Source organism: Brevibacillus nigriterrae, from assembly GCF_049846925.1.
GTDB lineage: Bacteria > Bacillota > Bacilli > Brevibacillales > Brevibacillaceae > Brevibacillus_H.
Genome location: NZ_JBNCMT010000007.1, coordinates 86116 through 97774 on the forward strand (window position 1 = coordinate 86116; position 11659 = coordinate 97774).

General features: G+C 44.6%; 12 protein-coding genes and 1 riboswitch. Of the genes, 8 read left to right on the plus strand and 4 right to left on the minus strand.

Going from position 1 to position 11659, the window contains the following annotated elements; translation table 11 throughout:
* Positions 1-4: 4 nt before the first annotated feature.
* The 3 genes from cysT to ACPW7N_RS07215 are packed head-to-tail and all read left to right on the plus strand — an operon-like array spanning position 5 to position 2803.
* Positions 5-844: a sulfate ABC transporter permease subunit CysT gene (gene cysT, locus ACPW7N_RS07205; protein WP_425650361.1), complete on the plus strand. Its 840-nt coding sequence runs from the start codon at positions 5-7 to the stop codon at positions 842-844.
* A 17-nt stretch (positions 845-861) separates the two neighbouring features.
* Positions 862-1767, plus strand: a complete 906-nt coding sequence (gene cysW / locus ACPW7N_RS07210; protein WP_425650362.1) for a sulfate ABC transporter permease subunit CysW — start codon at positions 862-864, stop codon at positions 1765-1767.
* Positions 1727-2803: a sulfate/molybdate ABC transporter ATP-binding protein gene (locus ACPW7N_RS07215; protein WP_425650363.1), complete on the plus strand. Its 1077-nt coding sequence runs from the start codon at positions 1727-1729 to the stop codon at positions 2801-2803. The genes cysW and ACPW7N_RS07215 overlap by 41 nt, the downstream gene beginning before the upstream one ends.
* Positions 2804-2850: 47 nt before the next feature.
* On the opposite strand, the gene ACPW7N_RS07220 is transcribed toward ACPW7N_RS07215, so the two are convergent.
* The 4 genes from ACPW7N_RS07220 to ACPW7N_RS07235 form a co-directional block, all read right to left on the minus strand.
* Positions 2851-3969: a Ger(x)C family spore germination protein gene (locus tag ACPW7N_RS07220; protein WP_425650364.1), complete on the minus strand. Its 1119-nt coding sequence runs from the start codon at positions 3967-3969 to the stop codon at positions 2851-2853.
* The gene (locus tag ACPW7N_RS07225; protein ID WP_425650366.1) at positions 3956-5050 is read right to left on the minus strand and encodes a GerAB/ArcD/ProY family transporter; all 1095 of its coding nucleotides are present in this window, start codon (positions 5048-5050) and stop codon (positions 3956-3958) included. Before ACPW7N_RS07225 ends, ACPW7N_RS07220 begins: the two co-directional genes overlap by 14 nt.
* A gap of 4 nt (positions 5051-5054) precedes the next feature.
* Positions 5055-6560 (minus strand): spore germination protein, encoded by a 1506-nt coding sequence (locus ACPW7N_RS07230; protein WP_425650367.1) that lies wholly within the window; start codon positions 6558-6560, stop codon positions 5055-5057.
* A 143-nt stretch (positions 6561-6703) separates the two neighbouring features.
* On the minus strand, positions 6704-7582 hold the full coding sequence (locus tag ACPW7N_RS07235) for a GNAT family N-acetyltransferase (RefSeq protein WP_425650368.1): 879 nt from the start codon (positions 7580-7582) through the stop codon (positions 6704-6706).
* Positions 7583-7810: 228 nt separating this feature from the next.
* Here ACPW7N_RS07235 and ACPW7N_RS07240 point away from each other — a divergent pair, with 228 nt between their 5' ends.
* The 5 genes from ACPW7N_RS07240 (at position 7811) to ACPW7N_RS07260 (ending at position 11657) form a co-directional block, all read left to right on the plus strand.
* Entirely contained in the window at positions 7811-8986 is a 1176-nt protein-coding gene (locus tag ACPW7N_RS07240) for a NosD domain-containing protein (protein ID WP_425650369.1), read from the plus strand.
* Between the two features lie 14 nt (positions 8987-9000).
* A complete protein-coding gene (locus tag ACPW7N_RS07245; RefSeq protein WP_425650370.1) occupies positions 9001-9474 on the plus strand; it encodes a nitrous oxide reductase accessory protein NosL in 474 nt (157 codons plus the stop codon).
* The gene (locus ACPW7N_RS07250) at positions 9471-10298 is read left to right on the plus strand and encodes an ABC transporter permease (protein WP_425650371.1); all 828 of its coding nucleotides are present in this window, start codon (positions 9471-9473) and stop codon (positions 10296-10298) included. Before ACPW7N_RS07245 ends, ACPW7N_RS07250 begins: the two co-directional genes overlap by 4 nt.
* Complete coding sequence (locus ACPW7N_RS07255) at positions 10291-10971, plus strand: ABC transporter ATP-binding protein (RefSeq protein ID WP_425650372.1); 681 nt, start codon at positions 10291-10293, stop codon at positions 10969-10971. The genes ACPW7N_RS07250 and ACPW7N_RS07255 overlap by 8 nt, the downstream gene beginning before the upstream one ends.
* A gap of 110 nt (positions 10972-11081) precedes the next feature.
* Positions 11082-11166, plus strand: a riboswitch (cyclic di-GMP riboswitch).
* Positions 11167-11249: 83 nt separating this feature from the next.
* Positions 11250-11657 (plus strand): universal stress protein, encoded by a 408-nt coding sequence (locus ACPW7N_RS07260; protein WP_425650373.1) that lies wholly within the window; start codon positions 11250-11252, stop codon positions 11655-11657.
* Positions 11658-11659: the final 2 nt, after the last annotated feature.

Here is an 11659-nt window from a genome sequence, read left to right on the forward strand (position 1 = left end):
CCCCATGATAAACAGAATCTTAACACGCCATAGTATATTGCCGGGCTTCGGGTTGACTTTGGGCTACTCTCTGTTTTACCTATGCCTGCTTGTACTCATACCACTAGCAGTGTTAATCGGGAAGACTACCACTCTCAGTTGGGAGCAATTCTGGGCGACGATCACGGCTGACCGTGTCGTCGCCTCCTATTGGCTAAGCTTCTATGCGTCTCTGTTAGCCGCCTGTTTGAACGCCGTTTTCGGTTTATTAGTTGCATGGGTACTGGTGCGATATCAGTTTCCCTTTAAGCGGCTGATTGACGGACTGGTTGATCTGCCATTCGCCTTGCCAACGGCTGTTGCCGGGATTGCACTGACTGCCATCTATTCGCCAAATGGCTGGATCGGACAGTATCTCAGTGAATGGGGAATTAAGGTTGCTTTTACCCCGTTAGGTGTGATTTTGGCACTGACGTTTATTGGTCTGCCCTTTGTCGTTCGAACCGTACAGCCTGTTCTTCAAGATTTGGATCAACAGTACGAAGAGGCTGCGGCTGTTTTAGGAGCGAACCGGGTCCAGACCTTTTTCCGGGTCATAGTCCCACATCTGCGTCCTGCTCTGCTGACAGGCTTCACGTTAGCCTTTGCACGAGCGATTGGTGAATATGGGTCAGTTGTCTTCATTTCTGGCAACATGCCGATGAAGACGGAAATCACTCCTTTGTTAATCATGACGAAGCTGGAGCAGTTCGACTATGCGGGTGCAACAGCAATCGCTAGCGTGATGCTGTTTAGCTCGTTTATTCTGTTGTTTTTCATTAACTTTCTCCAGTGGAGAAGTGGCAAGAAGTTTACCATTCATTAAGGGGAGGATCGAATGAGATGACAAAAGGCATTCATAAAAGTTCACGTGGTCAGTCGGTCCTTCGCTGGTTGTTGATCGGGTCGGCATTGATTTTCCTGGGGTTATTTCTGATCGTCCCGTTGATTGCTGTATTTTCCAAAGCGTTGGAAAGTGGCTTTGATGCATACCTGCTTGCGATAAAGGAACCGGAAGCACTGGCCGCAATCAAGCTTACCTTACTGGTTACCGCAATTACCGTTCCGCTTAACGTGATTTTCGGGGTCGCAGCAGCCTGGGCACTCGCCAAGTTTGAGTTTCGAGGCAAGAACCTGCTAATTACCTTGATTGATTTGCCCTTCGCCGTATCGCCAGTCATTTCCGGTTTGATTTTTGTTCTTTTGTTTGGTGCACAAGGGCTATTAGGACCATGGCTTGATGCACACGACATCAAAATCATTTTTGCAGTACCTGGTATAATCCTGGCTACTCTGTTCGTTACCTTCCCATTTGTGGTCCGAGAGCTGATTCCGATTATGCAAGCCACCGGAACGGAAGAAGAAGAGGCAGCACTCGTGTTGGGAGCAAGTGGGTGGCAGACGTTTTTCAAGATCACGTTGCCGAATATCAAATGGGGGCTGTTCTACGGTGTCATTCTCTGTAGTGCTCGGGCAATGGGCGAATTCGGTGCCGTATCGGTTGTATCCGGACATATTCGTGGTTTGACGAATACCATTCCTCTCCATGTAGAAATTCTTTATAACGAATATAACTTTGTTGCTGCTTTCGCAGTTGCATCCCTTCTGGCGATTCTAGCCTTGCTGACTCTGTTCGTGAAGAGCGTGGTGGAGTGGATGACCGAAAAACAGATGAAAGAACTAGAATTTGGGCAAGGAGAGATGAGCATTGAGTATCGAAGTGAAGAATGTCTCCAAAACGTACGGTAATTATCATGCGCTAAAAGAGATTGATTTAACTGTGAACAGCGGAGAATTGGTTGCTCTCCTTGGGCCATCTGGTTCAGGAAAAACAACACTGCTGCGGATTATTGCAGGATTGGAAGAGACGGATACGGGGAGTATCAGCTTTCACGGAGAAGAGACGACTCACACGCCTGTTGGCAAGCGTCAGGTAGGCTTCGTCTTCCAGCATTATGCCTTGTTCAGGCACCTGACCATTTTTGATAATATTGCTTTTGGATTACAGGTAAAGAGTCGCAAGGAACGCCCCTCCAAAAAAGAGATCAAAGAAAAAGTTACTGAGCTGTTGAAATTGATTCAGTTGGAAGGATTGGAGCATCGGTATCCAACACAGCTATCAGGCGGACAGCGACAGCGTGTTGCTCTGGCCCGTGCTCTTGCTGTTGAGCCCAAGGTTCTCCTGCTGGATGAACCGTTTGGAGCACTGGACGCCAAAGTTCGTCAGGAGCTGCGCCGTTGGTTGAGACAGCTCCATGAGAAGCTTCACATTACTACTGTTTTCGTTACGCATGACCAGGAAGAAGCATTGGAAATGGCCGATCGGGTGGTCATTATGAATCAGGCAAAGATTGAGCAGGTTGGCACTCCCGAGGAGGTGTATCACCAGCCGGTCAATCCGTTTGTCTATAGCTTCCTCGGTAGAGCAAACCGTTTCCATGGCGGAAATGAGGCAGTGGGTAATCAGGAAGCGGCAATCGGCTACGTCCGACCGCATGAGATGGAAGTATCCCATGTGTACCAAGGGCCTAATTCTATTCAGTCCGTGATCCAGCACGTTTATCCAATTGGTCCGATTATCCGGCTGGAGTGTAAACGAGTGGATACGGGAGATTTGTTTGAAGTGGAACTGAGCCATGAACGGTACAAGGAACTCGGGATAGCAGCGGGACAGACAGTGTATGTTCAAATCCGGAATGTCCGTGTCTTTCAACCAGTAAACCAAGCAAGCACATCTTCCGTGATAGCGAGTGAATATCCCCGATATTCCGTAAGTGCAAGATGATCATTTTCCAAAACAAAAGGCGGCCGCTTAGGTCGCCTTTTTCCATTTTATTTAATAGTACCTGAGCTGACAACGAGTATATGTGCATCGACAGTTACTTTAGCCTTCGGAAACAAATTGCGCCATTTTTCTTTTGACCAATTTTTTTTGTTCTGATGGCTCCGCACATATTCTCCCAGAAACATAGGATCGACCCGCAGTTTCTGTAGTTTATTAACCAAATTGGCAACTTGCCTTTCATATTCTTTCGCAATTGCCTCTTCAACCATATCGACTTGGTCCTCGTCCTCCAGGTTTTTCTTTCCCGTATATTCGATGATCGAACACTTCATTTTTATGAGGATGTTAATTTTCGGTGACGTTGCACTTCCTGAGGCACGAATATGGTTTTTCGAATCAATGGCATACAGGACTACGTTACTCTCGCCCTTATCTATCGTTTCGTGAATCGTCAGACTTACATCAGTCAAGGTCATATGCTGGAAGAAGGTGAAGAGGATTTTTCCTTCTTCCATGCTAACGGTGTCCACCAGCTTGTCGTCTCGAAAAAGAGCAATATTGACAATGCGAATTTTTTTGTCCTTTTCATCGTATTTGATACACGGCAAAACAGGGTCAATTGTCTCATCTGTGAGTGCAAAGATCAGATCCTGCAAGGTTGTAAAAGGGATAAAGTCCGTATCCCCGCGAGGTCGCAGCAGGTTATTCATAAACGTATTAATTTCCGTCTTATTTTCTTTGGAGCCCTGCATCAGCAGCTTCTCGCAGGAACCATCAACAATCGCAACGAGCAGAGCATCTCCAATCGAGGGATCACGATAGAGAGCTTTAATCACTCGGGCAACCCCGTTTTTGCTGGCAAATTCCTTGCTGATCAACAAAACACGCAGTTGAGTCGTAGTGAGGGTTCGGTCTGACTCTCTGTTTAACTTAGGCAATGCCTCATGATAAATGGGGACGACGACCTGATAGAACTCTGTCACCTGATTTTGGCCGGTATTGGGCCTGGGAACGGTTGCCGTCACTTTGAATTTGTCCTTGCCAGCATAGTCTAAACCAATGATTCCAATGAACCCGAAATCCTCGAGAGTGGGTTTCTCCAGTTCTTGTGAACAACCACTGATGATCATTACGACTAACAATAAAATCAATCTAAGCAGTCCCACGGTACCTCATCCTTCCTCGATGGAACAAGTGAATGAGCAGTAGAAGAGTAGGATACAGAACGACGCAAAGACCAAGATAGAAGTTCCATTCAAAATACAGCCTGTGCTTGATTTCGTGAGGGATTGGCAGCAAGATGAACAGCGAGGAAACAATGGCACAAGCAACAAGGATTCCTCTGTTTTCTCTATTTACAATGGTCTCAATTCCCTTTTGAGCCGCCCAAAGATAAGAACACGCAGTTGTAAGAATCAGAAAGACCCATAGGGAAACACCAAAATTCTCAATTCGCTCGATAAAAGAGAGTTCAACTGCTTTAAACAGGTTCAGTACGGGGAAACGCAGATTGTCCATTTGCCACCGGGTAAAGTAAATGGCGCTAGTGAAGCAGACTGTCACGTAGAAAGCGGCAGTAATCCAGATTCCGATGGAGGCATGCTTATATACCTTCTTTTGATTGACCACATAAGGAAAGTAAACCAGGAGCAATTCATATCCCATCATAGCAGCATATCCTGTTTTAAAGGATGAGAAAAAATCATGCAGCGTAAGGTCGAAAAGGGGAAACAAATGAATTGGATGTCCTTTTGCCATCGCCCATTGTAAATAATAGATCATCCATCCAGTCATCAAAAAACCAATGATGCAAAAGCGGGCAATGGTTTTAATCCCTCCTAGGGCGATATACACCATTGCAATATATAGAACAATCATGGGTCCCAAAATGGTTCGATACGGAAGAGTCACGATTTGGATGAGACGGAGATAGCCTTCCGTAACAGTGGCAACTTGAATCATAAAATAGACAATCACAAAAAGTGAGATGCCTTTACCTAACCATTTACCAAGAAGTTTTTCATTGATGACAAAGAGTGTGTCATCTGGATAACATCTTCCCAACCAATAAATGGAAAGAAGAGTAAGCTGGGCTATCACGGCAAATATAGCAGGGAGTATCCATTGATTATAGCCTGCAGCACTTAAATCATGTGGCAGCGAGAGTAATCCCACCCCGACCATGGAATTCTGAACAAGAAAAATGACGTGTATCGGCTGCAGCTTTTTGATTTTCCCTCGATCCATACCTTCACTCTTCTTTCGGAGGAACTTTCAGCTCCTTCTTTGCCCGAGAGATCCCGCTTCTGCTAATCAAGAAGGATATAGGGGCTCTTATGATCGAATTGGCTAGATCAGTGAACTTTCGGGGAATCGGCCCCATATACGGACTTCCCAGAGAAGTCACTTCGGACAGGTGGGCAAGCATCCAGGCTAATGAGATGGTTTGACCGTACATACCAAATATCCCTGCCATGATGATGAAGATGTATCGCATAAATCGAGATGAGTTGGCCATCTGCAAATTGGTCGGCAAGAAAGAGAGAAGGGCAGAAACAGATATAACGACAATCAGGATATTACTGGCCAATCCTGCCTCAACCACAGCGGTGCCAATCACAATACCGCCCACAATACCCAACGTCTGACCGATTTTACTGGGCATCCTTGCTCCTGCTTCCCGCAAGATTTCTATGACCAATTCCATTAACAGAACTTCAATCAGCGGGGGGAACGGAACCTTGCTCCGTGATTCCGACAGCAATATAAGTAAAGCGGGAGGCAACATCTCGGGATGATAGGTCAAGACGGATACATAAGTGGACGTAAGAAAAATGGTCACAAAAAAACCAAAAAAACGGATACAGCGAAGCAATGTAGCTGTCGGCCAACGATTGTAAATGTCTTCGATACTTAAAAACATTTCCAAAAAGGTTGAGGGAGTGATAATTGCCTCGGGTGAACCGTTCATGATCACAACGACACGTCCGTCAAGTAAATGCTTTGTAGTGTTATCTGGCCGGGAGGTAATGAAATATTGCGGAAAGGGAGAATAGGGTTTATCCTCGATGACCTGAGCAATAGATGGTAAGCCGGTAAACCCGTCATATTCAACATTTTGCAAACGGTGAATAACCCGTTGGACATTTTCGGGATTAGCGATATTCTCCATATAAAGAACGCCAATATTATTCCTGGCTTCTGTACCGATCAGGAAGAGTTTTGATTTCAGATTAATGGAGCGAATTCTTCTTCGCACAAGAGAGATATTTGTTTCCAGTGACTCCGTAAAAGAGTCTTGCGGTCCAAGTACTGTTGTCTCGTTCTCCGGCGTGGAGATACTACGCTCCGGGGTACTGTTCGTGTCAATCGCAAGAATCAGGCCCTGTTCGTGAAAAAATAGAATGGTAAAACCAGAGGCGATGTGATGAAGCAGCTTGGGTAATTCATTCGAATCCATTATGATCGCCGTTTTCAGCAAATCTTCGGGGTGTTGATCCAGATACAGATTCAACGGTTCCAGAACCATTCGGTGAAGAGTAGAAGAATTGACAAGAGTTTTGATATTGATTAATGTGACAAGCTCTTTGTTCGGTAAATGAAAGTCGATATATTGCACATCATCGATCCGGTGAAGATTCTCTTGTACCGTTTCTAGAGTAATGGTTCCCTTTGACTCAGGATAGGTTACATCGTTTGTATCCTGCCCTTTGGAGTGTTTAAGGGTGCTTTGTTTCCAAAAATCCAAGAAATTCACGTGGGAATCTCTCCTATACCAAAAAGAAGTATGCTTATTATTACCAATTGATATAGGTACATACATAAACATAGGACATGGACAACGACGATGAAATAATAAAGACCATCGACTGAGGATCGATGATCTCCGTTAAAGTTCCTTTATTTCGAAAGGCAATTGATCACGTAGTATTCATTGGCCCCAGTTTCATGAAACCCGCATGATTGGTAGAGGGCAAGAGCATTTTTATTTTCTGCAGCGACATCCAAAGCAATCTCTTGAATCTGTTTTTGTAGCAATCGATCGATTGTCTGATTCAGGATTTGTCTACCATACCCCCTGCCTCGAAGGTCGGGAGCAACACTAAACCCGTAGATAAAAGCTTTGTTGTTTTCTACAAGTACATTAATCTTTCCGATTGGCTGATTATCTAAAATGGCAATAAGAGTGGTAGTGTCCGATTTTTTACCAAAATTATACAGGACATACTCTCTTGCATCCTTTTCTTCTAAATTGAATCCGGAAACGTCCAAAGCAACGAGTGTATCCACGTCTTCCAGACTTGCTGTAACCAGAGAAATATCATCTCGGTATGCCACATTCCTTGACCCTTCCTTCCAATCCATCCAATACTCGGAGAACGAATAAGTAGCTCCTATTGATTGACAAAATGCTTTTCCTGCTTGGGATCGGTTGTGACTAATAAAGAGCACTTTAGGAATTTGTCTGTTGGTGCACTCTTCAAGGGCTTCCTTCACTAATACGGTGAAAATGCCTTTTCGTCGAAAGTCAGGGTGGACCATACCGCAACATTCAGCCTCGGTGGAACGGAAGATATAAATACCGAGAAATCCGACCAATTGGTCATCATGGTAGAAAAGAAAGTCATTTGTCTCGTTGGTAGAGCGGCTTCGAAGCATATCACGGTTCAATTTCAATTGAATGTTTTCATAGGTGTCGCATTGATCTGCAAGCTGAAAGATCTCAGCTAATTCTAGTTCAGATAAACCTTGTCTGGGGAATAGTCCGTTTTTGGTCATGTGGTGTATTCCTTTCCAAATTCTTCAATATATTTCATGGTTATTATACAAAAATTCTAGCAAATTACACAAATATCTGATTTCGAAAAATTGTACATTTGTTTAAAAATAGTAATTTCCGGGAAATGGCTTCCTGGCATTGTCGAGAAATGTTCACAATTATATAGCCCGGAAGAGTCATTTGCCTTTGTTGAAAAGTTGGTATGGTTGTATACGGGGAGGTGTATAATGCCAATCGTTTTACTGTTGCTCATCCTTTTGTGCATTCCACAGGGAAGTGCGTATGCAAGCAGCTTACAAGAAAAGATAAATCAGGCGCCACCTAATGCAACCATTCCATTAGAAGATGAGGTTTATACGGGTCCCATTGTGATCAATAAACCATTGAAGCTAGTTGGCAAAGGAATAGATAGATCGGTAATTCAAGGAGTTGGGACTGAGAACGTAGTAACTGTCACAGCGAATGGAGTAGTCATCAAGAACTTGACTATAACGGGAGATGCATCGAGTCTAGTGCAAAAACGAGGAAACGGGATTCAACTCGATCACAGTAGCGGCAACATAATACAGGGACTCAAAATCATGCACGTACAGGACGGGATCTATTTTGATCAGTCTTTTGACAATGTAATAGAAGAAAATGTAGTAACCGGGTCACGTTATGGATTTCATCTGATGTCTGCAGGGCGAAGCCGATTCCAAAAAAATGAGGTGAACCAGAGCGTGACCGGAGCAATGGTCATGGAGACGAATCAGGCGGTTTTTGAGCAGAATCGCTTTCTCAAGCAACGTGATACCAAGGGTTTCGGTATGTTGCTGTTTCAGTGTCAGGAATGCAAGGTGATCGATAACGTCATCTCCGACAACACACATGGAATTGGCATCGATTCGATAGAAGCCAGCAAGATTTCTGAGAATAACATCAGCTCCAACTCCATTGGTATCGATATTTTTGGGCCGATTGAGAATTCGGTAATCATCCGTAATTCATTCATCGGAAATGTCCAGCAAGCCGTTGTAGAGGATGGCATCCGCTCACAGGTCTTTCAAGAACAGGGAGTGGGCAACTATTGGGATGATTATGTTGGCTTTGACGTAACAGGGGATCAGATCGGGGAGACCGGTTATAGCAGTCAAGGACTCCTTTTTCACTGGATTGAAAAAGCACCAGCCCTGCAAATCATGTTTGCCAGCCCTGCCCAATCTTTCCTGGATACCGTGGCTCAATCAGATGATACGGTCATCGATGCCTATCCCTTGATAAAGCCGCCAACCATCAAACAGCAAGACCTGCGAGAAACTGGGGCTGGCTTCATGTTTCCCGTGTTTATTTTCATTTGCTCCGTACTGGTAGCTGGAAGTATTTCTTTCATCTATAAGAGTGCTACTTATTCGAGACCATAGGAGGGAAAAGATAGATGAGAAAAAGAGAGATTACCATTTGGGCAACAGTTATGGCGGCCTGCTTTTTTCTGCTTGCTGGATGTGGAGGGCAAGCAAAACCGCAGCCACAAGCAGTTAATGAAGCCGTAGATACATGTGAAGAATGCCATATGGCAGTAATGAATAATGGCTATGCTGCGCAGATTGCTATGGCAGATGGGCAGGTCAAGAAATTTGATGATATCGGCTGTGAGACCAAATATGAGGCCGCACATAAAGATCAGCTTGCAGGAGCAGGCATCTATGTACAGGACCGCAATACAAATGAGTGGATTGAAAAAGAGAAGGCAACCTTTGTCGTCCTGGCAGAAGAAGCAACGCCGATGGGATACGGTGTTCACTCCTTCAAGACAAAAGAAGCAGCAGAGGCCTTTGTCAAGGAGCATGGAAAAGGGCAAATTCTCGATGCAGCAGGGTTATCTTCACATGATTGGCATCAGGACAAATGAAAGATTTTATTTTCTATGAACTAAACCTTGCCAGGAAAAATAGATGGATTGCCGGGTTTTCCGCCTTGTTTGCTGTTCTCTCCGGACTACTTCTCTATGTCTCCGTGTACACTTACGGTGGCGGCGGACACGAGGGCTTTAGCCGGGAAATTTCCTCGCTCTTAAATCTGTCTATCTACATTATCCCGATACTTTCCCTGCTGTTAGGCTCTGTTTCTGTAGCCGGAGATCATACAGACGGAATGTTCACGTTGCTCAGATCTATTCCGTTGTCTGTCAGAACCTATCTATGGGGCAAGTTCCTCGGACTCTCACTGTCCCTTTCCATTGCCATATTTCTGGGTTATGGAGTTGGAGGACTATTGTTTTCTCTCTTTATCGGAGAGGCAGATTTATCTCTGTTTCTTTTATTTTTGCTGGTCAATTTGGCGCTCGCTTACATTTACATGGCGATTGGCTGTTTGCTCGGCAGCATCGTTTCCAGTAGAATTCAGGCCATTTTCAGCAGTCTGGTGATATGGTTTTTCTCTGTCTTGGTTTACGGGATGCTGATGGTAGTCATCCTGCCTTTTCTACCTTTTACGATGATGAAAAGCTTTGCCATTGCGATGATCGCTCTGAATCCGGCCGATTTACTGCGTGTTATTTTCGTTATGGCGATCGGAGATGGTGGAGTCTACGGGCCATTGTTCTATACCTTGTCATCGGTGATGAAGAATGGTTTTTCTCTTCTAGCTGTGTTCGCAGGGATTTTGCTGGTTTGGGTCGGGATTCCACTGGTCATTGGCAGACGATATCTGGAAAGGAGAGAGGGACGTGGCTAAGATTTGGGAAGGGATTGGCATCTCCAAAACGTATCAGAATCATACTGCCCTGGAGCCGCTTACGATTTACTTTACCGCAGGCGAATGTGCGTCCTTGTGCGGAGGCAATGGTGCTGGCAAAAGTACCTTGCTTCAGTTAATCGCAGGCGTACTGACTCCCTCAAGTGGCTCCATCCATCTGGCAACTGGAACAAAAATCAGTTACATGCCGGACAGACTGGAGTTTCCAAGCAAAATCACAGCGTATGAGTTCCTGTTGTTTATCGCAAAAATGAAACAGTGCACGAAGCAAGAAGTACTCAGCAAACTGGCGAAAGTAGGATTGGATACTGCAGCAGAGAAGCAAGTTGCTACTTTTTCAAAGGGAATGCAACAAAGACTGCTGTTAGCCCAGGCGATGCTTGGCGATCCTGATATTCTCTTACTGGATGAACCGGGTAATGGACTTGACCCGTATTGGATTGATTTGTGGAAAAAGATTTTGCATGAGTATAAGGAGATGGGCAAAACCGTAATTTTCTCATCTCATGTTTTGCACGATGTCGTTGATGTTGCTGACCGTGTCCTCCTGTTTAATCAGGGAAAAATGATAGATGATTCACCTGTTGTTGCGTGGAAGGAAGCGGGGCGCAACTGGAATGAACTGTTTTTGGAGAAGCTGGCTGAAGGGTAAGTAAAGTCGCAAGAAAAAAAGCGACTTTTTTCTTTGATTTTTGACAAAACTACTGTAATTTATGAAAAAAAATGTTACCTTTATAGTAACAATTACCATATCAATCAGTAATAGTTCATGGAAGCAATGAGCTGTCACCTGTAAACTGGGCACTTGGGTGATAGGGAGCTAGTAGTGCAACCGGCCAGTTCATAACAACTGGTCTTTTCTTGTTAGCCAGTATGCTATTTTTGATGATTATTTGGTTTGATTCTTCTCGTAACGGAATGGTGAAAACTATGAAAATAATGATCGCAGTCGATGGCCTGGAGTTTGTACACAAATACCATGATTTTATTGAACGTTATTTCCCATGCGTTACCAAAGACCTTCATATTGTTCATGTAATCCCCAATTACTCCGCATTGGTTCAGACATACCCGGAAATTAAGCAGGAGCTTTACCGTCAAGCAGAGGAACTTGTGAAAAAAGTCACAGACTACCTTGCGGAGATGGATGCACAAATATGCTCACAAATCATCGAAGGTCCTGTCACACAAACCATCCTGGACTATGCTACCCAACATGAAATGGATGCGATCCTCCTCGGCTGCCGTAGTCTATCAAACTACTCTTCTCTCTCGCTGGGCAGTGTCAGTTTGGGGATTGCGAATCAATCCCAGATTCCAGTAATTATTGTGAAGTAGGG

What these genes read in the sequence shown, in the direction of transcription:
- cysT (WP_425650361.1), top strand. Translation starts at nt 5, where the DNA reads ATGATAAACAGAATCTTAACACGCCATAGTATATTGCCGGGCTTCGGG.
- cysW (WP_425650362.1), top strand. Translation starts at nt 862, where the DNA reads ATGACAAAAGGCATTCATAAAAGTTCACGTGGTCAGTCGGTCCTTCGC.
- ACPW7N_RS07225 (WP_425650366.1), bottom strand. Translation starts at nt 5,050, where the DNA reads ATGGATCGAGGGAAAATCAAAAAGCTGCAGCCGATACACGTCATTTTT.
- ACPW7N_RS07235 (WP_425650368.1), bottom strand. Translation starts at nt 7,582, where the DNA reads ATGACCAAAAACGGACTATTCCCCAGACAAGGTTTATCTGAACTAGAA.
- ACPW7N_RS07240 (WP_425650369.1), top strand. Translation starts at nt 7,811, where the DNA reads ATGCCAATCGTTTTACTGTTGCTCATCCTTTTGTGCATTCCACAGGGA.
- ACPW7N_RS07245 (WP_425650370.1), top strand. Translation starts at nt 9,001, where the DNA reads ATGAGAAAAAGAGAGATTACCATTTGGGCAACAGTTATGGCGGCCTGC.
- ACPW7N_RS07250 (WP_425650371.1), top strand. Translation starts at nt 9,471, where the DNA reads ATGAAAGATTTTATTTTCTATGAACTAAACCTTGCCAGGAAAAATAGA.
- ACPW7N_RS07260 (WP_425650373.1), top strand. Translation starts at nt 11,250, where the DNA reads ATGAAAATAATGATCGCAGTCGATGGCCTGGAGTTTGTACACAAATAC.